This window comes from Aequorivita sp. CRS11 (assembly GCF_059693805.1).
The window spans coordinates 413,531-439,247 of sequence record NZ_JCATIG010000001.1 but is presented as its reverse complement, the minus strand read 5'-3'; the positions used below and the strand labels follow the sequence as shown (position 1 = coordinate 439,247).

Annotated in this window: 24 protein-coding genes; 23 read left to right on the top strand and 1 reads right to left on the bottom strand. The window is 36.9% G+C overall.

The annotated features are described in order from the left end of the window. Positions 1–472: 472 nt before the first annotated feature. Positions 473–856, bottom strand: a complete 384-nt coding sequence (locus tag AC58DT_RS02125; protein WP_497215132.1) for an HU family DNA-binding protein — start codon at positions 854–856, stop codon at positions 473–475. A gap of 682 nt (positions 857–1,538) precedes the next feature. Between AC58DT_RS02125 and AC58DT_RS02120 the strand changes: the two genes are divergently transcribed. From AC58DT_RS02120 to AC58DT_RS02010, 23 genes are all read left to right on the top strand, one after another. Beyond that, complete coding sequence (locus AC58DT_RS02120; protein ID WP_497215130.1) at positions 1,539–2,357, top strand: glycosyltransferase; 819 nt, start codon at positions 1,539–1,541, stop codon at positions 2,355–2,357. Then, entirely contained in the window at positions 2,345–3,322 is a 978-nt protein-coding gene (locus tag AC58DT_RS02115) for a glycosyltransferase family 2 protein (RefSeq protein ID WP_497215129.1), read from the top strand. The genes AC58DT_RS02120 and AC58DT_RS02115 overlap by 13 nt, the downstream gene beginning before the upstream one ends. Next, positions 3,319–4,266 carry a DUF6625 family protein gene (locus tag AC58DT_RS02110; protein ID WP_497215128.1) on the top strand — a complete coding sequence of 316 codons (948 nt, stop codon included), beginning with the start codon at positions 3,319–3,321 and terminating at the stop codon, positions 4,264–4,266. Before AC58DT_RS02115 ends, AC58DT_RS02110 begins: the two co-directional genes overlap by 4 nt. A 150-nt stretch (positions 4,267–4,416) precedes the next feature. Then, positions 4,417–5,016: a sulfotransferase family 2 domain-containing protein gene (locus AC58DT_RS02105; protein ID WP_497215323.1), complete on the top strand. Its 600-nt coding sequence runs from the start codon at positions 4,417–4,419 to the stop codon at positions 5,014–5,016. Position 5,017: 1 nt separating this feature from the next. Further along, on the top strand, positions 5,018–6,151 hold the full coding sequence (locus AC58DT_RS02100) for a glycosyltransferase family 4 protein (protein ID WP_497215126.1): 1,134 nt from the start codon (positions 5,018–5,020) through the stop codon (positions 6,149–6,151). A 10-nt stretch (positions 6,152–6,161) separates the two neighbouring features. After that, positions 6,162–7,295 (top strand): glycosyltransferase, encoded by a 1,134-nt coding sequence (locus AC58DT_RS02095; RefSeq protein ID WP_497215125.1) that lies wholly within the window; start codon positions 6,162–6,164, stop codon positions 7,293–7,295. Then, positions 7,288–8,310, top strand: coding sequence for a glycosyltransferase family 4 protein (locus AC58DT_RS02090; RefSeq protein WP_497215124.1), 1,023 nt, complete (start codon positions 7,288–7,290; stop codon positions 8,308–8,310). The genes AC58DT_RS02095 and AC58DT_RS02090 overlap by 8 nt, the downstream gene beginning before the upstream one ends. An 8-nt stretch (positions 8,311–8,318) precedes the next feature. Further along, positions 8,319–9,506 (top strand): glycosyltransferase family 4 protein, encoded by a 1,188-nt coding sequence (locus AC58DT_RS02085; RefSeq protein ID WP_497215123.1) that lies wholly within the window; start codon positions 8,319–8,321, stop codon positions 9,504–9,506. A 142-nt stretch (positions 9,507–9,648) separates the two neighbouring features. Continuing rightward, positions 9,649–11,031 carry an asparagine synthase-related protein gene (locus tag AC58DT_RS02080; RefSeq protein ID WP_497215122.1) on the top strand — a complete coding sequence of 461 codons (1,383 nt, stop codon included), beginning with the start codon at positions 9,649–9,651 and terminating at the stop codon, positions 11,029–11,031. Positions 11,032–11,034: 3 nt separating this feature from the next. Next, positions 11,035–11,940 carry a glycosyltransferase family 2 protein gene (locus tag AC58DT_RS02075; RefSeq protein WP_497215120.1) on the top strand — a complete coding sequence of 302 codons (906 nt, stop codon included), beginning with the start codon at positions 11,035–11,037 and terminating at the stop codon, positions 11,938–11,940. Between the two features lie 5 nt (positions 11,941–11,945). Next, positions 11,946–12,707, top strand: a complete 762-nt coding sequence (locus AC58DT_RS02070) for a class I SAM-dependent methyltransferase (RefSeq protein ID WP_497215119.1) — start codon at positions 11,946–11,948, stop codon at positions 12,705–12,707. Further along, positions 12,686–13,783 (top strand): glycosyltransferase, encoded by a 1,098-nt coding sequence (locus AC58DT_RS02065; protein WP_497215118.1) that lies wholly within the window; start codon positions 12,686–12,688, stop codon positions 13,781–13,783. Before AC58DT_RS02070 ends, AC58DT_RS02065 begins: the two co-directional genes overlap by 22 nt. A gap of 3 nt (positions 13,784–13,786) precedes the next feature. Next, on the top strand, positions 13,787–14,953 hold the full coding sequence (locus tag AC58DT_RS02060; protein ID WP_497215117.1) for a glycosyltransferase family 4 protein: 1,167 nt from the start codon (positions 13,787–13,789) through the stop codon (positions 14,951–14,953). Between the two features lie 854 nt (positions 14,954–15,807). Then, entirely contained in the window at positions 15,808–16,101 is a 294-nt protein-coding gene (locus AC58DT_RS02055) for a GIY-YIG nuclease family protein (RefSeq protein WP_497215116.1), read from the top strand. Between the two features lie 511 nt (positions 16,102–16,612). Next, positions 16,613–17,686, top strand: a complete 1,074-nt coding sequence (locus AC58DT_RS02050; RefSeq protein WP_497215115.1) for an exostosin domain-containing protein — start codon at positions 16,613–16,615, stop codon at positions 17,684–17,686. Further along, positions 17,676–18,512, top strand: a complete 837-nt coding sequence (locus tag AC58DT_RS02045) for an FkbM family methyltransferase (RefSeq protein WP_497215114.1) — start codon at positions 17,676–17,678, stop codon at positions 18,510–18,512. Before AC58DT_RS02050 ends, AC58DT_RS02045 begins: the two co-directional genes overlap by 11 nt. Further along, the gene (locus AC58DT_RS02040; protein WP_497215113.1) at positions 18,512–19,852 is read left to right on the top strand and encodes a glycosyltransferase family 2 protein; all 1,341 of its coding nucleotides are present in this window, start codon (positions 18,512–18,514) and stop codon (positions 19,850–19,852) included. Before AC58DT_RS02045 ends, AC58DT_RS02040 begins: the two co-directional genes overlap by 1 nt. A 118-nt stretch (positions 19,853–19,970) precedes the next feature. Further along, positions 19,971–21,059 (top strand): glycosyltransferase family 4 protein, encoded by a 1,089-nt coding sequence (locus AC58DT_RS02035; RefSeq protein WP_497215112.1) that lies wholly within the window; start codon positions 19,971–19,973, stop codon positions 21,057–21,059. 235 nt (positions 21,060–21,294) lie between these two features. Continuing rightward, on the top strand, positions 21,295–21,420 hold the full coding sequence (locus tag AC58DT_RS02030) for a GxxExxY protein (protein WP_497215322.1): 126 nt from the start codon (positions 21,295–21,297) through the stop codon (positions 21,418–21,420). Between the two features lie 150 nt (positions 21,421–21,570). After that, positions 21,571–21,948 carry a GxxExxY protein gene (locus AC58DT_RS02025; RefSeq protein ID WP_497215110.1) on the top strand — a complete coding sequence of 126 codons (378 nt, stop codon included), beginning with the start codon at positions 21,571–21,573 and terminating at the stop codon, positions 21,946–21,948. Between the two features lie 183 nt (positions 21,949–22,131). After that, positions 22,132–23,250 (top strand): glycosyltransferase, encoded by a 1,119-nt coding sequence (locus AC58DT_RS02020; protein WP_497215109.1) that lies wholly within the window; start codon positions 22,132–22,134, stop codon positions 23,248–23,250. A gap of 229 nt (positions 23,251–23,479) precedes the next feature. Further along, positions 23,480–24,622 carry an O-antigen ligase family protein gene (locus AC58DT_RS02015; RefSeq protein ID WP_497215108.1) on the top strand — a complete coding sequence of 381 codons (1,143 nt, stop codon included), beginning with the start codon at positions 23,480–23,482 and terminating at the stop codon, positions 24,620–24,622. Continuing rightward, a complete protein-coding gene (locus tag AC58DT_RS02010; protein WP_497215107.1) occupies positions 24,585–25,607 on the top strand; it encodes a glycosyltransferase family 4 protein in 1,023 nt (340 codons plus the stop codon). Before AC58DT_RS02015 ends, AC58DT_RS02010 begins: the two co-directional genes overlap by 38 nt. The last annotated feature ends 110 nt before the right edge of the window (positions 25,608–25,717 follow it).

Below are 25,717 nucleotides of genomic sequence, written 5' to 3'. Positions count from 1 at the left end.
AATTTAACATCAAAATTTTTCTCCTTAAGGGAATCCTTGTAATTTTATAACACGTTTTCGATTTGCTAGAACTTTTCGGGAATTTGAATTACACAAACAGCTCAAAATGAAGCAAGTGGTGCTATCCGTCGCGAATTTTTGAGCTTTTTTTATGGCTATTTGTCTCGCCCGGTTATAAACCTTATGTTGATAAATTGTACGCAAACTAGATTCCACCAGCACCTGCAAAAAAGTTTATTGATCTAACAAAATAAGATATTTAGTATAAAATATGAGATTGATAGGGAGGGGTCTAAACCAAGCGATCAAAATTTAAAATTGCCAAGGGATTTTTATGAATAGCCTATCAGTTCTCCCAATTTGCTAAGCGATTTTGTAACATAGTGCGGTTTATTTTTATTGAAATACAAGCAAAAAAAAAACCCGGACAGCTAGAACTATCCGGGAATTTGAGTTAAACAAACTTCGGGTGCTATCCGTCTATCAGTTTGTATTCAAGGGTGGCTAGCGTTTTGCGTAGCCTTTTGCCCGGCCTAAAATTAAGGTGGGCACTTCTTACGGCAGCAGTACTTACATCTGCCGCCGCATCCAGTCCTTCCGAACGTACGCCCACTTGAAACCGACCCAGTACGCCCATATCCACAATGCGGCCTTGGCTAAGCTCATCGGCTACGTTGTGCATCATGGCAAGCAACACTGCATAGCAGTCGCTCTCACGCACGGTACATTGGTTGGACACTAAATACGCCAACCGTTCCAGGCTGACTTCACCCGTTGCAATGGCATGGGCATAAAACTTGGCAGGCGCATTCACGTCCTGCGGGTTCCCTCTCGGGATGACCTTGATGTTTATCATGGCTTTTATAGAATTAATGGCGCCCTTTTATTCAGGCGGTCCTTGGGACTATTCCTTCGGACATTGCTAATTTAAGAAGATTATTTACTGTTTTATCCAACACATATTTTTCAGTTGTTAACAATAAATTGTTAATGTATTGAATATCAGTATATCTGTAAAGTTATCAACAATAAAAAGTTGAGAAATAGTAAATGTCAACCGATTAATTTTTAGTGTATATCACATAAATTATCGACATCTTTATATTTTTAGCCCCTGACTATGAAAAAATACTGTCTAAAACAAACAAATTAACTAGAAGAAGAACAACCTTAATCAGGCAAGCTCAAATCCCCAACCGTAACCGCATACTGACAACCAAGAAAAAAAGGACAAAGGATAAATTATATCAGAGACGTACAAAACCTCATACCTCACACCTCCCACTTAGACTCTACAACTTACCACTCGGCATCTACCACACCCAAAACCCATATCTTTTCCTTAAATTTGTCTCCGAAACGTACCCCGTGAAAGACCAACCAGTAGACTCCATAGCTATCCCCACCTACAAACACGCCTACATTATCGGCGAGACCTTAGATACTGTGTTGGCGCAGACTTCCTACATGAGGCATTCATTGTGGCGGATCGAAAAAGACATTTTTCAAATAATTAGAGTTATATTATTCTATAAATTATGAATCACTATCTAATTACCCGATTTAATCTGAGAACGGAAGAATGGCAGCACACCCGGCAAGGAGCGGATGTATTGACAGACAACTGGTTGGAGGAACGCTTTAGGCTATTTGAAAATTACTGTTTACCATCTGTAGCGCATCAAACGAATAATAATTTTACTTGGTGTGTATTTTTTGATATCGAAACTCCAGATAAATTTAAGGATCGAATTGATGGATTTAAGATTCAATTAAAGAATTTTCACCCAATATATATTGATAATATGGAGCATTTGCAAAATACCTTTCTAAGCTTTATTGAAGCTACTATGGATAAGCATTTGCCATATGTGATAACTACCCGATTGGACAATGATGATTTAGTACATATGGATTTTATTGATACCATACAAAATGAATTTATATTACAAGACAATATGGTTATAGATTTAACAAAGGGATATCAGGTAAATATTGAAATGGGTTCATGTGATGTACGCAGTATCGATTTCCCCTTTAATCAATTTATTTCATTCGTAGAGACTTCCAAGCTTCCACTTAAAACGGTATTAAGTAAACAGCATCAGGAATGGAAGAGGCACCCTGAAATACGAGTTTATAATAAAAAGGAGATATGGATAGAGCTAATCCATAGTTCAAACAAATTAAATACTATCCGCACTAAATTTAAAAGAACTGTTCAATTAAATAATGCAGCATTTGGGATAAGAAGAGACAAATATTTTCATGATAACCCCATTGCAGTAATTATTAATAACTTTAAAATGGACCTTCGTAAGCTAAAGGGTAGTGCTCAAAGAAAATGGGGAAATTAATGAGTGGTTTGGTTTCCATCATCATCCCCACATACAATCGGGCCCACCTCATTGGTGAAACCCTGGATTCCGTTTTGGCCCAGACCTATCAAAATTGGGAATGCATCGTAGTGGATGATGGGAGTACGGACAATACCGATGACGCCCTTGCACAGTATATGGGGAAGGATGCCCGATTTAGGTATTACCATCGACCGAAAGATCGTTTGCCCGGAGGAAATGCCGCGCGCAATTATGGGTTTGAAATGAGTAGGGGAGTGTATATCCAGTGGTTTGATAGTGATGATATTATGCTACCTGACTTTCTGGAGAAAAAAGTAGCTATTTTTACACCTACTGCGGTTTTGACCATTTGTAATGGATATTCTGCCGACGCCAATCTGCAAAATAGAAAATTAAAGACAATGCCAGCTATTACCAATTTATTTAAACAATATGTGCTTTGGCAAAGTGGGATTATGTCTCCTTCAATAATGTTCAGACGTACGTTTTTAGAGGGAAAAAGGCTATTTGATGAAACCTTGCAAAGGGGACAGGAAAACGAATTTTTTTCAAGGATTTTTTTTACATTGCATCCCCACGATTTTGTCCAGTTAGTGGGCGGTCTTTATTTGTACCGACAGCATCAGGTTACTAAATCTGTGCGGGATAAAACATCATATAATAGTTCTTATCGAAAATCTATGGGATTGGTTTCTATGTACAATCTTTCTAGAGGCATTGAAATGGGCGATCTGGAAATTGCAAATTATCATTATAAACGTTCCATCCATTACTTGTTTAATGCCTTTTATGAAAATGATGGGAAGTTGGTTCGTTTTTTTTTACAAAAACTCATAGCTATTTTAAAAGAGCCATATTATATACTCACTATTCGACTTCAATTTTGGGTTTCTTTATTTTTACTTTTTGGCCGCCCAATTTATCGTATTGAGAAAAGTCTTAAAAAAGTGGAACTGGAATGAAATCGATCCTATTAATAAACCCGTACTTCGGAAAATGGCCTTTATGGTTCGATGCCTATCTGCTTTCGGTTGCTGCAAATCCCACTATACATTGGCTTTGCCCAACGGATTGTGAAATTCCAAAGAAAAATTCAGCAAATATAACTTTTTTACCAACTACGCTTCCCTTGTTAAATCAACGTGTTAATAAAATAGTGCAAGCAAAGGTACCCTTAAACCCCCGTAAGTTTTGTGATCTCAAACCTGCTTATGCCGAAATATTTGCTAAAAACATAGAGGAATATGATTTTTGGGGTATTTGTGATATGGACATTATTTGGGGTGATATCCGTAAATTTATGACCAAAGATTTATTGGATAATTATGATATAATTTCAAGTAGAAATTATAATATTTCCGGCCACTTCACCCTTTTTAAAAACAATCCTAAAATAAATTCTCTATACAAACAATTGCCCAATTATAAGGCCCTGTTTGAAGTACCGGAATTTCGTTGGACCGATGAGGTGGTACTCACGCAGTATTTAAAGGAAAACGGGAATGGAAAGTCTTTAGGAATAAATGTATATTGGCCAACCATTTTATGCAACCAACAAAACGGCCGCGACTCCCACCAGGAATACTATCTTGACAAATGGCTTTGGAAGGATGGCAAAATGTTGGAGCTTAAAAACGGAAAACCTGTTAATGAAGTGATGTACCTACATTTTATCAATTGGAAGCGGACGATGAAATATTGTGAGGTTGAGTATGATGATAACCCTGTTAAGTTTTATATAAGCTATACAGGGATGCATTATAAACCGCACTCAAGCATGACCATTGCATTAAATGGATTCAAGAATTTATTTGATGGATATTATACTCAGGAATATAGAAGAATCAAAAAAAAGAAGTTAAAAAGCCTTTTGAAAAGGATTAAAGTAAAAATTAAGAAATTTTAAATTGTTTCTATTTACCCATATAGAAAAATGTGCAGGGACATCCTTTAATGAGCTTTTGTCCTTAACCTATCCACGCTATATCCATATTACAAAAAATAATTATGGGGGCAATGAAACGCGAAATGACTTAACTGCGCTGCAGTATAAAAAATAGTTCGCTATTTTCCTTCTGGTATTGGCGGTCACAGTATTCGCCCTTACCTTGAATTTTTACCAGCTTCCAAGAGAATTACATTTTTAAGAAATCCTATATCGCGTTATATTTCTCAATACAATCATTTAAAAGACGCAGGTTGGGTGAATTCGATAGATGAATTTTTAAAGAATGAGTTTTATTATGATTTTATGACCAAGAAGATAGCAGGTGTAAATGATTATAAATATGCAGAAAATTTACTTTCGCGTTTTGATTTTATTGGAAATGTAGATGAGTACAATAAATCCCTAAATTACCTTCAGGATGTCTTGAATATCAAACTTATAGGCAAATTGGATCAAAAAAATAAAAGAAATGAAAATAGTGACTATCTCAAGATAATGGATTTATCTCCATCGCAAAAAATAAAGGTGGAAGAAAACAACCAACTTGATATTAAATTATACAATAAATTTGTGTTAAGAAGTTCTGTAATGCATGGATATGATGATTTTATTGCTTTAAAAACTCCTTCAAAACTAAGATTGAAGACAATTAAAAAACTAAATAAATTTAAAAAGGAGAAAATTATAAACCCCATAAGATTAACCTAATTTGAAAAAAATCTCCCTCCTACATCCCTTCTCCGCCAAGGCCATTGGCTTGAGTGAAAAAGACCTTTTTTATTCACATAGCAAACCCCATGAAAGAGCATTGCTAAAGTTGCAGGGAGAAGGCTACGAGGTTTCCATAGCCTATTTTACGGGGAGTATTTTTCCTTTTGTAAAAAAAATCAACGGCATTAAAAAACGCTTTTGGCCCATAACCAAACCTCTTATTAAAAACCGACATGGCTGGCGAAAGCAACATTCACTTTTTCATTATTGGAATTCCTTATTTAATACCCCAGATCTTACTATCATCAATATGTCTGGCCACGGCAGTGCCTACTGTTTTAAGCTTGCAAAAATGCTTGGTAAAAAAGGGAAACCCTATATTGCAATGATAGGGGGTATCCATATTTCTGATGATCTACAGACTAAGGAATACTATAAAAATGCCCATCACATAATAGTTCACACGGAAGTCCAAAAAAAAGAATTATTGCAGAACAATGTTTTTAAAGACTTAAATATTCGTATAATGCCCTTGGGGATTGACACCTCTATCTTTATTCCCAAAGAAAAGTCATCCAGTACAATTGATTTGCTTTTTGTAGGTCGCATTTCACGCTTAAAACAAATAGAGCTTTGTCTTGAAACAATGACTTTTCTTATTGAAAACCAGAGTAAAGAGGTTGCTTTAACTATTGTTGGCCCTATAAGCGATGCGCTTTATTTTTCTGAACTCAAAACTTTGGCAGCCCAACTAAATATTGAGAAACAAATAAATTTTGTGGGTTCTGTAGAGCAAAGCCTTTTGGTTCCCTATTATCAAAAAGCTGACCTGCTTTTGTTGCCAAGTGCGCATGAATCCTTCGGGATGGTGATGGTTGAGGCTATGGCCTGTGGCACTCCCGTGGCAGCAATTAAAGGCTCGGGAGGCCCAGATGAGATTGTTGAGCATGGTATTAATGGCATATTGACCACTAAAGATATGTATGCAGAAAAGGTGTTGAATTATGTGCAGTCCAAAGAACTCCCGTTTAGCTTAAGTAAAAATGCAAGACGGTCAGTGGAGCAAAAGTGGAGTCTTTCCCAAACGGAAAATGCTTTGCGTAACTCTATAAATATGATATTTACAGCTTAAATCTAAATGAGTGAAAACTAATAAAAACAATTCTGTTAAAGAAGTAAAATGGTTTGTTCCTCTAGAACTTAGCCACTCAAGTTATATTTATACTTCTATTATAGAATATTGTAGATTAGAAAAAATAAAATTTAAAATAGCTTCTAAAAATTTAAATTATAAAGGAAGGATCTCCATTGAGAATGGTGTTGAAAAATCTTCAAAACATATAAATACGAAAACCAATTGGGTACAGATTAAATTTTATAATGGAGAAAAAAAAACCGTTGCTTTTGATTTAAATGACAACCCGTATCATTTTGATGAGTATGCTCTTAAAAATGCAGATATTTACTATAAGCGATGTTTTCAAGAAAGAATAATACAAATACTTTCCAATGACGTTAGCGCTAAAATAAAACCAATGGGTTTACCTTTTATGGTAAGACCTGAGGTGCTAAAACATAAATATAAACTGAGGCTCTTATTTTATAAATTCAAGATTATTGAAATTTTTAAATTTGATAGTCTAATATTTAAAAGAATCAATCTTTTTAAAACAAAAGGACTTCTTAATTTCAAAGGATTTATAAATACCCGAAAAATATCGGATTTTAAAAGTTTTGAATCTATTGTCTCTGAAAATATTTTTTATCAAAAACGTTTATTTGTTGATAATTTTACTCAAGATACCAAAGAAGTAAACCAACAAAGAGTCCGTGTTATTAAAGTACTAAAAGATAACTTTCCAGATCATTTTTATGGAGGTCTTCAAAGAAATGAGTTGTCAATACTTGAATATCCAGATTTAATATCAAATGTAGCAGGAGACCAGCATTCATTTTTGAAGGCAATGAAAAAAAGCGGTATTTGCATTTATACTAAAGGATTGATGGATTCCCCGGGGTGGACCTTACCAGAATATTTATCTCAAGGAAAATGTATAGTTGCTGAAAAATTAGCAAATGAAATACCATATCCATTGATTAATGAAGAGCATTTAGTTTATTTTTCAGATGAGAATGAACTTATTGAAATTTGTAAAAAATTAATTGTTGACAGAAAGAAAAGAGAATTTTTAGGAAATAATGCACGTAAGTATTACGAAAGATATATAACTCCTTCAATTTTTCTCCACAACCTTTTAATTACTGATTTTGAATAAATTTATAATCCATCATCGTTCCAAACACCACGCTACTAATTCTGGCTATGGTAGGTTGATGGATTATCTGGATGCCAAAGTGGTTTACGGCACTACCAAGTTTCCATTTAGGATTGCTAAGCTTTTAGCAAGGCTACACTTTCAAAAAAAAGGGAATTATAATGTTGGCAGTGTTTTAAAAGCGATTGAACTTTATCAATTGCTAAAAAAAAATAAAAGTCAAAAAAACATAGTCCATTTTTTAAATGGAGAACGGGATATTCGGCATTTGGCGTTTTTTAAACGCAACTTTCCCAACACAAAGTTTTGTGCCACCTTTCATAAACCTCCAGAAATCTTAAAGCAATCCATCCCCAATCCAGCAGCTTTACAAAAATTGGATGCTGCCATTGCCGTAGGTATAAATCAAGTGGATTTTTTAAAGGATTGGTTGCAGATTGATGATGTAGCGTATATACCACACGGAGTAGATACACAATTTTTTTCCCCGGATATTTATAATAAGAAAAGGAATACGTTATTATTCGTGGGGCAGCACTTGCGCGATTTTGAGACTTTTAATAAAACGGTTCCAACGCTTGCTGAGAAAATAAAGGATTTAAAAATAAATATAGTTATTCATCCGGCTTATAAAGATAAAATAGTTCCCCATAGCTGTGTAAATATTTTGACTGGGGTAAAAGATGAACAGTTGTGTCTGCTTTACCAAGAGGCATCATTACTATATTTACCTATGTTGGATAGTACTGCCTGTAATTCCCTTTTGGAAGCCATGGCCAGCGGCCTTCCGATTGTTACCAGCAAAGTTGGGGGGAATGGAAACTATTTGAAGGACACTTCAAATGTTTTAATTGAAAGCGGAAATGATGTGAAATTTATTGATGAAACTGTAGCATTATTGCAAGATAAATCACGTTTAGAAGCAATTGGTAAGACTTCACGGAAAAAAGCTTTAGAGCTCGAATGGTCAAATATAGCAGCAGATGTTCAAGGGTATTATGAAAAATTGAATTGAGGAACGGGATGTCTAAATCTTTAAAAATAATAATCTTCGACGGCAGTTTTAAAACCACCCCTTTTATAAACCGTTTGGTCAAGGGGCTGGCTTTAAACCATGAGGTTTATATTCTTGGGTTTAATGAAAAGTTAGCACGCCCCTTAAATGGTGTAAGTTATGTTTCTCTGGGGAGCAACCAGAACAAATTTCGGCTTGCGCTTACATCTTTAAGTTGGGTGTTTCGAGCAGGTAAACCTCAGCGATTATTTTCTGCACTCAAAAAACTGTTGGAAAGTAATCGCAACGCCATTCAAAAACAAAACTTAGACTTGGCTCTTCAAACAATTTCCCCCGATGTAATACATTTACAATGGCCTTCTGTAATTTCTTGGTTTGAAGAAGTACTTTCCAAACAAGAAATTCCTGTAATATTGAGCCAACGGGGTTTTCATAACAATGTTCGTCCCTTTGTGGATGATTCAAATTTTCAATATTTACAAAAATGGTATCCCAAAATAGCTGGATTTCATTCGGTATCACACGCCATCTCCGCCAACGGCAATAAAATTTGGAGTTCTCCAAAAAAGATTGATCAAGTAATTTATACAGGATTGCCCTTAGAAAAACTTCTATTTTCAAAAGAATATACACGTTCAAACCCTTTAAAATTATTGTCAATTGGGAGGGCACACTGGAAAAAAGGATATGATTACGCTTTGCGAAGCTGTAAACTTTTAAAAGAAAAAAATATTCCATTTCACTACACCGTAATCGGGGGTGCAGGCGATGAGGAGCTACAGTTTTTAGTGGACAATCTTGGGTTGAATAACTATGTGATTTTGCAAAGACGAAAGCCGCAACCGGAAGTATTCAACCTAATGCAGGAAGCTTCCCTGCTATTGATGCCCAGTTTGGAAGAGGGCATCCCGAATGTGGTGGTGGAGGCTATGGCTATTGGGTTACCGATAATCAGTACAGACTGTGGGGGAGTACCCGAATTGATTACAAATGATAAGGACGGTTGGTTGGTGCCTACACGTAATCCTCAGACATTGGCGGGAGCAATTGAGGATTTTTTAGGGTTATCCCTAAATAAGGTTGAAGAAGTACGTTTGGCGGCTCGGAAAAAAGTGGAACAGCAACATAATGAGGAACAGATGGTTAAAGGAATGGAGGATTTGTATTATGAGGTTGTTTCCTTAAATGGGAGATAGGATTTTTTACCACAAAGGCACAGAGGGCACAGAGCCCTTTGTGAACTCTGTGCCTCTGTGGTTAAACTTTTAAAGGATAAGCGTTCAACGTTCAAGCTCTTAATTTTCTATATTTACCACACCAAAATACCTTCCCCAAGCCGTGACTAAAATCAAAACGCCCATAATTCCACCCCACCAACAATTCGCCAAGGTAGCTGCTCCCCAAGAGTTGGACCATCAAGCCATCTGCATCTTCGCCGCAACGGGCTTCTTTCTCGATGCGGATACCTATTGGAAAAACAAAAAAGTATTGCCTGCCGCTTCCGAAAATACACTTGATGAAAACGGTTTCTTAATTGAAAGCAAACCTTGGTTCCAATGGCATTACAGTCCAAGGGATATCAGTTTTGAAAAAGCTTTGGAGGAATTTTCTTCGCTTTTTGAGCAAATCATTTCGGAACAACATAAAGAGTCAAATGTAATCCTGCCGCTTTCAGGGGGCTTGGATAGCCGGACACAGGCCGTTGCTCTGTCAAAGCTTAAGAAGCCCGTTACAGCGTATAGCTATTCATTTAAAGGTGGTTATTCAGAAAGTGCAATTGGGAGGAAAATTGCGAAGGTATGTGGCTTTGACTTTAAGGAATTTACAATAGAATCAGGATATTTGTGGCCAAAACTGGAAGAATTGGCTTCAATTAACCAATGTTATTCAGACTTTACGCATCCCCGTCAAATGGCAGTTTTGGAAGAATTCAAAAAAATGGAAGGAGTGTTTTCCCTGGGGCATTGGGGCGATGTCTTGTTCGACCGGGGAGCTCCCGAAGGGACAAGGGAAGAAGATCTGTTGGAAATTATTATAAAGAAAATTGTAAAAAAAGGAGGGATGGAACTCGCAAATGCACTATGGCAGGAGTGGAAACTTGAAGGAGATTTTGAAAGTTATATGCGCGATAGAATTGCCACCTTGCTAAATAAAATAGATATAGAAAACCCAAGTGCTAAACTACGGGCATTTAAAAGTCTGTATTGGGCGCCGCGCTGGACCTCAGTCAATCTTTCCGTCTTTGAGGCCGCACACCCTATAAACTTACCCTATTATGACGATAGGATGTGTAAATTTATCTGTACCGTCCCAGAGGAATATCTGGCAGATAGGAAGCTACAAATAGCTTATATTAAACAACAAAATCCGGCCTTGGCAAAAATTACGTGGCAAGATCACAGACCCTATAACCTTTTTACATTTGAAAAAAACACCTTTCCAAACAATTTGCCATACAGAATAGCGAATAAGTTAAAACGGGAGCTAAGAAGCAAAATGGGCAAACCATATATACAGCGCAATTGGGAACTGCAATTTTTAGGGATGGAAAATGATGAAAAATTACAGCAGTGGCTTTTTGGCGAGAATTTGCATCCCTTTATTTCAAAGCCGTTGTTGGCGCGTTTTTACAACAGCTTTAGAACTTTGGATTCGGTTACTTATTCGCATCCGTTGAGTATATTGCTTACCTTATCGGTGTGGAAACAAAGGAATGAGTAGTCTATGAAGGTATCTGTAATATTACCAATTTATAATGGGGAGAAAACATTAAAGGCAACTTTGGAAAGTCTTGCAGCCCAAACTTTTAAAGATATAGAATTGGTGGCCTGCATTGATGGAACGAGCGATAATTCAGAGGAAATTTTAAAGACCTATCAAGCTTCTTTCCAAAATATGCTTATTTTAAAAAATGAAAAAAATCTCGGATTAGGTCCTACTATGAACCGATTGGTTGCCAATACCCAAGGAGAATACATTGCAGTGGCAGAGCAGGATGATTACTATTATCCTAACCGGTTGCAATTGCAGGTTGACTTACTTGATTCCAAAAGTGATGTTGGTTTGGTATCGGGTATTGCCGAGTTTTGGGATGGAGAGAAGGTAAGCTCGAAATTTCCTGGAATGTTAGTGGCTGGAAAACAGTACCCAGAGGGAAAGGAAATGTTTTTATTGAATTATCGAAATCAAATAAAAGTAGTGAACAGTTGTATTATGTTTAGAAAATCCGTGCATATTGACAATGGTTTGTATTTTACTAAACATTATCCAAGCATTAGTGTTGATTGGACCTATATATTGCGGTTTTCATTGGTGTCAAAAATTTATGGGTTACGTGAGGTCTTGGTTCGTTTGGATAGAAGGATCGAGAGAACATCCGTAACATCTAACAAAAAAAAACAGTTTGCTGCTACTAGGGAGTTGTTGCGTAGCTTCGCAAATGAATATCCTGAAATTGTTTTTAGGAAAGATTATCAATACGCATATAGAACTCAGTTATTGTTGGAGTTAGGACATAATTCTAGTGCTATTTTTTTTGCCAAAGGAATATTACTTAGCTTACGATTTTTTGGAGATAAAAGATTTTTTCAAAAAGTAAAAAAAAGATTATATAACAAGTTTAAAAAGTAAAAGCTTTGAAACAATTTGTAATAAACCTGATAAATTCCTATACAGTTGGTAAGAGAATAATTAATGATTCTTATTTTAAAAGTACAAATGTTGAGACACAATCTGAGATAAAAAAGATGCCAAGGCGTACTGCGGTTATAAACTATCTTCTATCATTAACACCCGCAAAAAATTATTTGGAAATAGGAGTTAGGAATCCAGAAAAAAACTTTAATAGAATAAATTGTGAAAATAAATTTTCAGTTGACCCAGGAATTGAATTTAAAGAGAACCCAGTTGATTATAAATTGACTTCAGATGAATTTTTTCAAAAAATGAGAAATGGAACTACAGGAATAGATGTTAATATAAAATTCGATGTTATTTTTATTGATGGGCTTCATTTAGCGAGACAAGTAGAAAATGATATTTTAAATTCATTAGATTATATATCAGATACTGGATTTATCGTTCTTCACGATTGTAATCCACCTACACAGTTTCATGCGAGAGAATCGTATGATTTTTTAAACTCCCCTGCGCGCAATTTTTGGAATGGAACTACATGGAAAGCGTTTTATAAATTCCGTCATCACCAGTTTTTATATTCTATATGTTTCGATACAGATTGGGGTGTAGGAGTTATCTCTAAAAAAAAATATGAGAAGTTTAATAATTTAAATTTACCCATTGAAAATCCATATTACGAATATAGTTTTCATTCTATGAAAAGAAAAAGTTTTATGAACCTATACAAATTTGATGAGTGGATAAAAGAGATAAAATAAAAATACTTTATACCATTCCAAACTTTGATACCGCAGGCAGCGGTAAAGTGTTATATGATCTAGTAAAAGGATTGGATAAAGGACTATATGAAGTAGAAATAGCCTGTTCTAGTAATAATGGAGCATTTTTTAAGGAAATTGAAAGTTTGGGGGTGCCAATCCATATTGTTGAAACCACTACAACCTACCGACCTTACCTTACCTTATTGTCCCGAATAAGGCGAATACGAAAATTTATAAGAGAAAATAAATACGATATTGTCCATTCTTGGCATTGGAGCAGTGATTGGACAGAAGCTTTGGCAACAAGATTGGCAGGTACCAAATGGATCTATACCAAAAAGGCAATGAGTTGGGGTAATAGACATTGGAAAATACGAAGTTTTCTCGCAAATTTTATTATAACCATCAATGATGAAATGCGCGATTATTTTCCGAAGAAAAAAAATCAAAAACTTATTCCTTTAGGTATTGATACAACCTATTATAATCCGAAACTCTTTCCTGAAAAACTTAATGCCAATAACACATTCAATATAATAACAGTAGCGAATTTAGTGCCTGTTAAGGGTATTGAGATTTTGTTAAAAGCTTTGAAAAAGTGCAATGACCCAACAATGAAATTGACAGTGCTAGGTGATAATACAAATGATTATGGTCTATATTTAACATCAGTATGTAAACAGTTGAATATTGATGAACAAGTAAATTTTTTGGGAAAAAAGCCAGATGTTCGCCCCTATATTGCAGCTTCGGATTTATATGTAATTCCTACATTAAACGAAGGCCGGAAAGAAGGTATGCCTATGGCCTTGGTGGAAGCTATGAGCATGGGAGTACCTGTTTTAGGTTCTGATATATCGGGTATAAATTTTGTTTTGAAAGATTTTAAAACTCTTTTGTTTGAAGCTGGAAACGAAGAGGTATTATCTAAGAAAATCAAAGGGCTTAAATTATTCCCAGTCCAGGAGAGAAAGAAATTGGGATATTCATTGCGGACCTATGTGAAGAAAAATTTCAATTATAGAAAATTTATAACCGCACATGAATTATTATATGCAGAAATAACAAAATAAAATATGCGAATCGGCATTGTCCTTTCCCAAACCCCTGGTTATTCCGAAACCTTTTTTTATTCCAAGATTAAGGGATTAAAAGAGAATGGTATTACAGTTAGCCTATATTGTCAAACTAATAAAAATGGTTTTACTTTATGTCCCGTTATAAAAGCCCCAAACATTAGTCGTTACCCATTTTTGCAGCTTTTGTATTTTATAAAGGAATTCTTTTTGCTATTGCCCCACTTTCCCGTGATAATGCGTTATATAGAACTGGAACGGAAAGATGGCAATGGTTTTCTTCAAATTTTTAAAAAGATATATCTAAACGCACATTTGCTAAAAGCCAACTTGGACTGGCTGCACTTTGGGTTTGCGACCTTAGCATTGGGCAGTGAGACGGTGGCCAAAGCAATAAATGCAAAAATGGCGGTGAGCTTTCGGGGGTTTGATATTGCTGTTTATCCAGTGAAACAACCAGATTGTTATAGAATGCTGTGGAAATATTTGAATAAAGGGCATACCATATCTAATGATCTACTTGTATTGGCAAAAAAGCATGGGCTACCAGACAGTATTCCTATTGAAAAAATTACCCCTGCAATTGATATTAATTTATTTCAATCAAAACCAACCGATTTTCAGGAACCCAAAAATATAGTTTTTTTGACCACCGGTCGCCTGCATTGGAAAAAAGGCTTTGTACACACTATTGAAGCTTTGGCGATTTTGAAAGCGCAAGGCTTGAATTTTACCTATAAGATTATAGGAGAGGGACCCGAATATGAGCGCATCGCCTTTGCGGCCTATGAGTTGGGTTTAAGAAATGAGGTTCTATTTTTGGGAAAATTACCGCATCATCAGGTAAAGCATGAATTGGAGAGTGCAAGTATATATATCCAATACAGTTTACAGGAAGGCTTTTGCAATGCCGTATTGGAGGCACAGGCCATGGGCAAGCTCTGTATAGTAAGTAATGCCGAGGGACTATCCGAAAATGTGCTTCACGAACTAACGGGCTGGGTAGTACAGAAATACGCTCCAAACGCTTTGGCGCAAACAATCAGTAAAGTAGTGGCCCTAAGTCCCGAAGAGAAATCAACAATATCACAAAACGCTCAAAAACGCGTGAAGGAAGAATTTAATATTGAAAAGCAACAGAAGGAGTTTTTGAATTTTTACTCTTAATCCCTCTGTCAGTTCGAGTGAATCTGAAAATAAGATAGCATTTTCGGATTTGCATCGAGAACCTTTCACGGCCTCCTTATGTCAGTTCGAGTGTTTTTTATTTGGAGCGATAGCGGAAAATAAAAAATGTATCGAGAACCTTGATCCGCAAAAACTGTTTCCCCGCAAAAAAAGGTCTCGATACAAATTTGAGTTCGGCTGCCGCCTCCCTCAAATTCACTCGACCTGACATTCGGCCTACTTTTGTCAGTTCGAGTGTTTTTCAACATAGCGTTAGCGTTGTTAAAAAAATGTATCGAGAACCGTTGCTCTGCCTTCCTCTGTCAGTTCGAGTGTTTTTTATTTGGAGCGGTAGCGGAAAATAAAAAATGCTTGTATTGAGCTTGTCGAAATGTATCGAGAACCTTGATCCGCAAAAACTGTTTCCCCGCAAAAAAAGGTCTCGATACAAATTTGAGTTCGGCTGCCGCCTCCCTCAAATTCACTCGACCTGACAATCGTCTTAACTCTGTCAGTTCGAGTGTTTTTCAACATAGCGTTAGCGGTGTTAAAAAAATGTATCGAGAACCGTTGCTCTGCCTTCCTCTGTCAGTTCGAGTGTTTTTTATTTGGAGCGGTGGCAGAAAATAAAAAATGTATCGAGAACCCTTGTTCTGCAAAAGCTGTCTCCCCAGCAAAAAATGGTCTCGATACAAATTTGAGTTCGGCTGCCGCCTCCCTCAAATTCACTCGACCTGACATTCGGCCTACTTTTGTCAGTTCGAGTGTTTTTTATTTGGAGCGATAGCGAAAATAAAAAATGTATCGAGAACCCTTTCGCGAAAAAATCTCCAAATTTTTCTTACTTTAATTTTATGAAAACCTATTACGTATATATCCTTTCCTGTTCAGACGGTACTTATTACACTGGGGTAACTTCCAATCTGACCCAGCGATTGGAAGACCATCAACACCGAAAACATTTAAACAGTTATACTTCTTCCAGACTACCCGTTGAACTGGTATACTATTGCACTTTTACGGAGATAACCATGGCTATATCGACGGAAAAACAAATCAAAAAATGGTCAAAGGCTAAAAAAGAGGCTCTGATCAATGAAGAATATAATAAATTGCCGAACCTTGCTAAAAAGAAGTTTAATAAATAAAGGGTCTCGATACAAATTTGAGTTCGGCTCCCGCCTCCCTCAAATTCACTCGACCTTACAATCGTCTTAACTCTGTCAGTTCGAGTGTTTTTTGTTTGGAGCGATAGCGGAAAATAAAAAATGTATCGAGAACCCTTTATCTGCAAAGGCTGTTTTTCTCTGCAAACTGGTCTCGATACAAATTTGAGTTCGGCTATCGCCTCCCTCAAATTCACTCGACCTGACAATCGTCCTAACTCTGTCAGTTCAAGTGTTTTTTATTTGGAGCGGTAGCGGAAAATGAAAAATGTATCGAGAACCCTTGTTCTGCAAAAGCTGTCTCCCCATCAAAAATGGTCTCGATACAACTTTTAACTCGGCTCTCGCCTTCTTAAAATTCACTCGACCTGACAATTGGCTTCCCTCTGTCAGTTCGAGTGGTTTTTATTTGGAGCGGTAGCGGAAAATAAAAAATGTATCGAGAACCCCTTCCGACTTAAATTATAATATCCTAAACACTATATTTACCTACGTGAAACTCTACTACCCAAAATCCCACTACAACAAAGCCCACCGCGGATTGGTTTTTCCTTTGCTCAAGCCTTTTATTAAAAATGAAGGTTTTACCGACGCGGAGCGGATAGCCTTGTACGGACTTTCAGAACGCGCTTTTGAATTTGTAGAGGAGCTGGAAGCGGCCGATGCAGTGCTGTTGCCCATGGCCTGGAATTATTACCTGAAAACAAAACAGCAAAAGCTCGCCATCAATTTCGTAAAAGAATGTGCTGCCGCCAACAAAAAGGTGATTGCCTTTAACGCAGGCGATTTTGGAGTGCGGATTCCTTATTACGGAAATCTGATTGTACTTCGTCCCAGCGGTTATAAATCTAAATTTACCAACAACGAATACGCACTTCCAGCGTTTATTGCCGATCCCTTAAAAAAGTATTTTAAGACAGATAAAATTTTTGAAAGACCCTATCAAACAAAAGCTGTAGTTGGTTTTTGCGGACAAGCCAATCCTTCTGCTTTCAATGCCGCAAAAGAGGTTTTCAAAACATCCTTGCGAAATCTAAAAAGCTTTATTGGAAAGTCAAAAGACGAAGCCCAGCAACTGTTATCCACATCTTTTTTAAGAGCTTCAGTTTTAAAAAGGTTAAAGCAAGCTTCGTTTGCGGAAACCAATTTTATACTTAGAAAAAAATATAGGGCCGGAATTACGGAGCATAAAGACACACACAGGACTACCTTGGAATTTTACAACAACTTGAAAGATTCAGACTACGTAGTTTGCGTGCGAGGGGCTGGCAATTTCTCCGTTCGGTTTTACGAAACCTTGGCCATGGGCAGAATCCCCGTTTTTATAAATACTGATTGTGCCTTGCCCTTTGACAACGAAATCGATTGGAAAAAGCAGGTGGTGTGGGTGGATTATAAGGAGCGTACTCAAGTAGCCCAAAAAGTAAAGGAGTTTCACGAGGCACTTTCTAAGAATGATTTTATAGATTTACAGCATGCAAACAGGACCTTATGGCAGGAGAAGTTGACTATGGGAGGGTTTTTTAAGAATTTTTTGAATCAAATATCAAAGACAGATGAAATTTAAAAAATGGCTTTCAGGCATATACTATTCCATAAAAAAGAATGATACTAAACTCAAATCTTCGTCCCTTTGCGGCATTCCACTAATTACCTATTCGGAAACTATTCGCGCTACTCCCGATCAGGACGACGCTTGGTTTTTCTATTTGGCGAAACATCACAAAGTTATTTTTGATATTGGTGCCAATATTGGTTATACAGCGCTTCTGGCAATGATACAAGACCCTGATAGGGACTATGTTTTGGTAGACCCCAATCCTTTGGCTTTACAAAAGGCGCAAGGCAATCTCTTAAATAATAATTTGGGGTTTAAGGCTCGCTATTATTCAGCTTTTGTGAGTGATAAGCTTAATGAAATGGTTAAGTTTTATACACTTGGTGCTGGTGCTGCAGGCAGTATGCACTCAAGCCATGCTGAGTCGGCAGCTGCTGTTAACTCCTTTAAAAATGTAACAACCGTTACCTTGGATTATCTGTATTCCTATTACGGTTTAAGGCCCGACCTTGTTAAAATTGATGTGGAAGGAGCAGAGACATTGGTTATGGAAGGAGCAAAAACCTTGGCCAAAGAAACCAAATGCACTTTTTTTGTGGAAATGCACAATGTAAAGAACCTTGGCATGAAAAAGGCCACGGAAATGATGATAGCGTGGAGCAGAAAAATGGATTATAGAGTTTGGTACTTGAAAACGGCCGAAGAATTGATCTCTGGTGAACCCTTAAAAACAAGGGGAAAATGTCATCTATTACTTTTGCCCAATGAGAAACCGTACTTTTCATACTTAAAAGGAATTGAACAAAATGCCCCTTTACCGAAAACAATTTCTTGATGTTGTTCCACTTCTTAAAATACCTTCAGCCTACCCATTATTTTCAATTAAATAGAAAAGATGGAACCTCCATTTTTCCAAAGTATAATGAACTTCCTGAAGAGATTGTAGCACAACTACAGCCAGAACCAAATTTCAAAAGTGAAAAAGCAAGGGAATACGATCTCTCATGGCAGGCGGTTAATAAAGGATATATAGGAAACGCAGAGGTTTATACTTCCTTTGAAAAGGTTCCCCTCGTGGACGAATACCGTTTTCTGCGGAAATACTTTCATCAAGTTTGGGTTTTCTATGTTTTGATGTTGCGACTCTTTTCTTTTAAAAATCCGCACAGTGAAATTTTTGCTTGGAAAAAGAGTAGCGATGTAAAAAGAAGTAATTATCAACTGCATCCTATTATATATTCAGAATGGTATTCTTTTCAGTCATCTTTGGTGTCCCAAAATCCTTTGGTGAGTATCGTTATTCCCACGCTGAATCGTTATGAATATTTAAAGGATGTTCTGGAGGATTTGGAAAAACAGGAGTACACCAATTTTGAAGTAATTGTGGTAGATCAATCCACTCCGTTTCAGGCAGATTTCTACAAAAAGTTTAATTTAGAAATTCAACTTGTACAACAAACCGAACGTGCGCTTTGGCTTGCCAGAAACCACGCCATTGAAATTTCAAAAGGGGAATACATTCTCCTTTTTGATGATGACAGTAGGGTAGAATCCATTTGGATTACCAATCACCTTAAATGTCTCGATTATTTCAAATCTGAAATTTCCTCTGGCATTTCCATTTCTGCCGTGGGTGCTGAAGTCCCGAAGAATTATTCCTACTTTAGAATTTCAGATCAAATAGATACAGGTAACGTGCTCATACGAAAGCAGGTTTTTAAAGAGATTGGTCTTTTCGACCGTCAATTTGAGAAACAACGTATGGGAGATGGTGAATTTGGTTTAAGGGCTTATTTAAATGGTTACAAAAATATTTCAAATCCCTATGCCGGAAGAATACACTTAAAGGTTGGTTCTGGCGGCTTGCGGGAAATGGGAAGCTGGGATGCCTTCCGTCCAAAAAAACTCTTTGCCCCACGGCCCATCCCCAGCGTGCTCTATCTCTATCGAAAATATTTCGGAAGAAAAAGAGCGCTATTGGCCATTATCAGAAGTGTGCCCCAATCCATAATCCCTTACCGCTACAAGAAAAACAAAAAAATGTTGGCCTTGGGGATGCTAATCTCCCTATTTTTGTTTCCATTCGTAGTTTTGCAGGTGTTTATTTCTTGGCGATTGGCATCGAAAAAGTTAATAGAAGGGGCTTTAATTGGACAACTAGGTGCCGATTCTTAACCGCAGAGGCGCAGAGGGCGCAAAGGTATAGATGCCCTTAATTTGTTACTCTGCGTTCTCTGCGTCTCTGCGGTAAAAAAATGTACGTATTAATAATGATTTTCAAACCCTAAATTTAATGCCTAAAATCCTTATACTCACCTCCGAATTTCCTCCCCAACCGGGTGGCATTGGCAACCACGCCTATAATTTGGCGAAGGGTTTGCAGGATAATGGTTTTGAAATTCAATTGGTATGCGACGCCCGATCAGCCAATGGCGAAGCTGAAAAAGTTTTTGATAAAAAACTCTCTTTTGAAGTAATTCGGATTGCACGAAAAAAAATAATTTTCCGCAGCTACCTTAACCGTATTGCCACTGCCTTTTCACTGCTTCGTCACAACGAACTCATTATTTGTTCCGGTAAGTTTTCACTCTGGCTAGGCGCCTTCCTCACTTTTTTCTCTAAAAAAAAATTTATAGCCATCATTCACGGCAGTGAAGTGCGTTTACCCAATATAATACTTCGAAACCTTACGGATTTATCATTAAAACGTTTTGATAGAATAATCGCTGTAAGCAATTATACCAAATCCTTGGTTTCGCATCTTTCTCTTAAGAAAATTAAAGTTGTTCCGAATGGATTCCAAATTAAACTTCCTGTTACTGTTGAAACTAAAAATGACCCCGTTCCTGTGTTGATAACCGTTGGCAATGTAACCCAGCGTAAGGGGCAGCAAAATATTATTAATGCCTTGCCATTTCTTTTAAAAAAGTATCCCGACCTCAAGTATCATATAGTCGGCATTCCAACTGACAGGGATAGATTGGAGAAATTAGCTCTAAATTTGGGAGTAGAGGAGGCGGTGGTTTTCTTTGGAAAAGTTTCGGAAGAAGAAAAAATAGAATTGCTGCAGCAAACCGATGTTTTTGTTATGTTGAGCGAAACCACAAAATCAGGCGATGCCGAAGGTTTTGGAATTGCCATTTTGGAAGCCAACGCCTTGGGAATACCCGCAATCGGATCTTTAGGCTGTGGCATTGAAGATGCAATAGACGATGGAGTTTCCGGCAAGTTGATTAACCCCAAAGACCCAAATCAATTGGCTGATGCATTGGAAGAAATATTAAACAATTATGAACCCTATTCCCAAAAAGCAAAAAAATGGTCACAAGATTTTACTTGGGAGAAAGTGATAAAGTCCTATTTAAAAATTTTAGAAAATTAAAACTAACATTATTTATAATTCAAAATCTTTGCGTTCTCTGCGCCTTTGCGGTACTATTTTAACCGCTGAGCCGCAGAGGACGCAGAGAAATGAGTAAATATCCTTTGCGTTCTTTGCGTCTTTGCGGTAGTTTTTTCACCGCAGAGGTACAGAGGACGTAGAGAAAATTTTAAACTATGACAGAAAATGAACTATCTTCAAAAATTATAGGTGCAAGTATAGAGGTTCATAAACAATTGGGACCCGGACCGCTCAATTATTAACTTATCTAAAACTGAGAGATATTAAATTTGGACTTTTAATCAACTTCAATTCAGTAAAATTGGTTGATGAACTTAAAAGAATAGTAAATGATTTATAACTCAGCGTTCCCTGCGCCTTTGCCGTACTATTTTAACCGCCGAGCCGCAGAGGGCGCAGAGAAATGAGTAAATATCCTTTGCGTTCTTTGCGTCTTTGCGGTAGTTTTTTCACCGCAGAGGTACAGAGGACGTAGAGAAAATTTTAAACTATGACAGAAAATGAACTATCTTCAAAAATTATAGGTGCAAGTATAGAGGTTCATAAACAATTGGGACCCGGACTTTTGGAAAGTACCTATGAAGTTTGTTTGGCCCACGAATTAAAAGCGATGGGTCTAGCAGTAAAACAACAAGTGCCATTACCCGTGGTTTACAAGGAAATAAAACTAAATGCAGGTTATAGAATAGATATGATTGTAGAGAATAAAGTGATTATTGAAATTAAATCCGTTGATAATTTGGCTCCTATTCATACCGCTCAATTATTAACTTATCTAAAACTGAGAGATATTAAGCTTGGACTTTTAATCAACTTCAATTCAGTAAAATTGGTTGATGGACTTAAAAGAATAGTAAATAATTTATAACTCAGCGTCCTCTGCGTCTTTGCGGTATTATTTCGCACCGCAGAGGCACAGAGAGCGCAGAGAAAAAAACCTTTGCGTCCTCTGCGTCTTTGCGGTATAATTCTCACCGCTGAGCCGCAGAGAGCGCAGAAAAAAACCTTTGCGTCCTTTGCGACTTTGCGGTAAACCAAATACCTCCCAATCATGAAACTAACAATAATCTCCCACACCGAACACTACAAGCAATCCGATGGCACCATCGTAGGTTGGGGGCCTACAGTTAGTGAAATCAATCATTTGGCCCAGGATTTTGAGGAAATATACCATATCGCCTTCTTACATCCCGGTACACCTCCACCAAGTTCCTTGCCTTATACTGCATCAAATATAAAATTTGTAGCATTACAGCCTGTGGGAGGAAAGGGACTTCTTGCCAAGCTTAAGATTATACGTAATATTCCCACAATAATAAATACAGTCCGAAAAACTCTGAATAAAGTGGATACCTTTCAATTGCGTACCCCTACGGGCATGGGAGTATTTTTAATTCCATACCTTACCCTTTTCAGTAGTAAAAACGGTTGGTATAAATACGCTGGCAACTGGAACCAAGATAATCCGCCGTTGGGCTATGCACTACAACGTTGGATGTTAAAAAACCAAAATCGAAAAGTAACTATTAACGGTCGCTGGCCTAAGCAACCCAAACACTGTTTGACTTTTGAGAATCCCTGCCTTACTGAAAAAGAGCGGGAGGAAGGCTTGCAAATAACAAATACTAAATCCTTTTCTCCGCCCTTCACTTTTTGCTTTGTAGGCAGGCTGGAAGATGCCAAAGGTGTACAGCGTATTATTGACGCCTTTGGCTTATTGGATAATTTAGAAAACATAGAAACAATTCATTTTATTGGGAATGGTGAAAAGATGGGTCATTATAGAGAACAATGCACAGCTTTGGGACTCCCTGCAGTATTTCACGGTTTTTTAGAAAGACAGCAGGTTTTTGGGATTTATAAAAAATCGCATTTCATTTTATTGCCCAGTGATTCTGAAGGGTTTCCCAAAGTAATTGCGGAAGCGATGAATTATGGCTGTATCCCAATTGTATCTGATGTGTCCAGTATTGGGCAGTATGTTAATGATAAAAATGGATTTCTGTTAAACCCAATTAATGGACAACAATTGCGCAAAATTCTAAGTAGGGCTTTTTCAAAAAATACGGATGAACTAACAAAAATGGCATCTGATTGCTATCTTGTAGCTTCAAGATTTACATTTAATATGTACAGAAAAAAAATACAAGAGGAAATAATTAAACCTTAAAATACGAACTTCAATTATACACAGAGCATTTCAAAATATTAAACCTCTTAGGGCCATAATCTTTCATATTGTGATTGGTCTATTGGCCTATACCAACACATCCTTAATGTTTTGGTATATGTTGGGCATTTTTGGATATTTTATTTATAAAATTGTTTCTTCAAAAAATAAAGGAAAGTATGTCCTTTTTGCTACAGCTTACATTACTGGCGCAGAGGTTTTTTTACGAATGACCAAAACATTTATTTTTTATGAAACTGGAAAATATGCAATAATGTTTTTTTCCATTTTGGGTATATTTTTCTTGGGATTTAAAAAAAATGCCTTTCCATATGTCGTGTATATAGTATTACTTTTGCCAGCAATTCTTATTTCGATAGACGTAATTTCTTTTGATGCAAATTTTAGGAATACGATTCTCTTTAATTTAAGTGGCCCCTTATGTTTAACTTTTGCAGCAATTTTTTGTTTTGGTCGAACTTTAAACTTAAAAGATTTTCTAACAGTTCTTGACCACATTATTTATCCTCTAATAGCTATGATTGTTTACATAACCTTATATACTCCAAACATACAGGATGTAATCACCGGTACTGCATCAAATTCAGCACTGTCGGGAGGGTATGGACCCAATCAGGTAGCGACCATATTAGGTCTCGGTGTATTTATACTGTTTACACGTTTATTGATTCCCTACAAAAATATTCTTGTACATTGGATTATGATGTTTCTGATGATTGTAATGGCCTATCGCGCCCTTCTTACCTTTTCTCGTGGCGGGGTACTGGTCTCTGTAATAATGTGTTTGTCTTTTATTTTTATAATGTATTTCAGTACCGGTTTAAAAACCAAAGCTAAAATTTCCATGAAAGTACTTGCTATTATTGGAGTTGCTCTTTTAGTCTGGGGCTATACAATTATTCAAACCGGAGGTTTAATTGAAAACCGTTATGCCAATGAAGATGCTTTAGGGAGGGAAAAAGAGGATGTTACTACGGGTAGAGTCGATTTATTGGCAGTAGAAATTGATGCTTTTAAAGAAAATCCAATATTCGGTATAGGTGTAGGACAGGGCAAATTCCAATTTAGAGAAGAAATGGGAATCACCTCCGCATCCCATAACGAGATTGCCCGAATGCTCTCGGAACATGGAGTATTCGGCATTTTGGCAATATTAGTTTTAATTTTTGCCCCTATGGTTACTAAATTGAATGGTCGGAAAAATATTTATTTTTATCCCTTAATTTTATTTTGGGGTCTTACCATAGTACATACATCCATGCGCATCGCCGCTCCAGCCTTTATATATGCCTTATGTTTGTTGAACCTAGATTATGCACCCAAGAAAAAACCTGCTTTACATAGGAAATAGGCTAGCGGTACATGGCAAGAATCCTACGGCTATCGACGAACTTCCAATTAAACTGGAAGCGGAGGGATATGCAATTATAACAGCATCTTCAAAACAAAATAAAATCTTTCGATTGCTGGATATGGTGTTTACCACTGTTCAAAATAGAAATCGCGTTGAACTTGTTTTGATTGACACCTACAGTACACAGAATTTTTATTATGCGGTTATTGTGGCTGTTTTATGTCGCTTTTTCAAACTCCCCTACATCCCAATATTGCATGGCGGCAACCTTCCAAGTCGTTTAAAAAATAGCAAACGCCTTAGCATAAACCTTTTTGGAAAAGCCTTCACCAATGTAGCCCCATCAAAGTTTATGATGCGACAATTTCAAACTGCCGGCTTTCAAAATATAACCTACATACCCAATTCGCTCAAAATTGAAAACTATCCATTTCAACTTAGGGCATCCATAAACCCAAAGCTTCTGTGGGTGCGTTCCTTTTCGGAAATATACAATCCCTTATTGGCTTTGGAAATAGTAGAAATTCTTAAAAAGAAAGGAATTGATGTTTCCCTATGTATGGTGGGCCCTGATAAAGACGGTTCCATGCAGCGTTGTAAAAATATAGTTACAGAACTAAAACTGCCCATAAGTTTCCCTGGAATGATGCAAAAAGAGGAATGGATTGCGCTTTCAAAAGATTTTGACATCTTTATCAGTACAACCAATTTCGACAATATGCCAGTAAGTGTCATGGAAGCCATGGCTCTGGGTCTGCCGGTAATCTCAACCAACGTAGGGGGAATGCCCTTTTTAATTGAAAATGGCATTGACGGCATTTTGGTACCAGCAAACTCCCCGGAATCTTTTGTTCAAGCCATTGAAGAATTATACGCCAACCCTTTAAAAGTTCAAAATATCACAAAAAATGCCCGTACAAAAATGGAAAGCCTAGACTGGGAAAAGATAAAACATAAATGGATAAAACTTTTGAGGGAATGAAATTTCAGTAAATTTGGGGAATACAGTTGTCCGTTCTGAGTTGTCAGTTATCAGTTTTGAGTAGTATAAAAAAATAAAATATTTAAACAGACAACCGACAACCGACAACA

Coding starts and splice junctions, on each gene's coding strand:
- AC58DT_RS02125 (WP_497215132.1), bottom strand. CDS start 856: ATGATAAACATCAAGGTCATCCCGAGAGGGAACCCGCAGGACGTGAAT.
- AC58DT_RS02120 (WP_497215130.1), top strand. CDS start 1,539: ATGAATCACTATCTAATTACCCGATTTAATCTGAGAACGGAAGAATGG.
- AC58DT_RS02115 (WP_497215129.1), top strand. CDS start 2,345: ATGGGGAAATTAATGAGTGGTTTGGTTTCCATCATCATCCCCACATAC.
- AC58DT_RS02110 (WP_497215128.1), top strand. CDS start 3,319: ATGAAATCGATCCTATTAATAAACCCGTACTTCGGAAAATGGCCTTTA.
- AC58DT_RS02085 (WP_497215123.1), top strand. CDS start 8,319: ATGTCTAAATCTTTAAAAATAATAATCTTCGACGGCAGTTTTAAAACC.
- AC58DT_RS02075 (WP_497215120.1), top strand. CDS start 11,035: ATGAAGGTATCTGTAATATTACCAATTTATAATGGGGAGAAAACATTA.
- AC58DT_RS02060 (WP_497215117.1), top strand. CDS start 13,787: ATGCGAATCGGCATTGTCCTTTCCCAAACCCCTGGTTATTCCGAAACC.
- AC58DT_RS02055 (WP_497215116.1), top strand. CDS start 15,808: ATGAAAACCTATTACGTATATATCCTTTCCTGTTCAGACGGTACTTAT.
- AC58DT_RS02045 (WP_497215114.1), top strand. CDS start 17,676: ATGAAATTTAAAAAATGGCTTTCAGGCATATACTATTCCATAAAAAAG.
- AC58DT_RS02040 (WP_497215113.1), top strand. CDS start 18,512: ATGTTGTTCCACTTCTTAAAATACCTTCAGCCTACCCATTATTTTCAA.
- AC58DT_RS02035 (WP_497215112.1), top strand. CDS start 19,971: ATGCCTAAAATCCTTATACTCACCTCCGAATTTCCTCCCCAACCGGGT.
- AC58DT_RS02025 (WP_497215110.1), top strand. CDS start 21,571: ATGACAGAAAATGAACTATCTTCAAAAATTATAGGTGCAAGTATAGAG.
- AC58DT_RS02020 (WP_497215109.1), top strand. CDS start 22,132: ATGAAACTAACAATAATCTCCCACACCGAACACTACAAGCAATCCGAT.
- AC58DT_RS02015 (WP_497215108.1), top strand. CDS start 23,480: ATGACCAAAACATTTATTTTTTATGAAACTGGAAAATATGCAATAATG.
- AC58DT_RS02010 (WP_497215107.1), top strand. CDS start 24,585: ATGCACCCAAGAAAAAACCTGCTTTACATAGGAAATAGGCTAGCGGTA.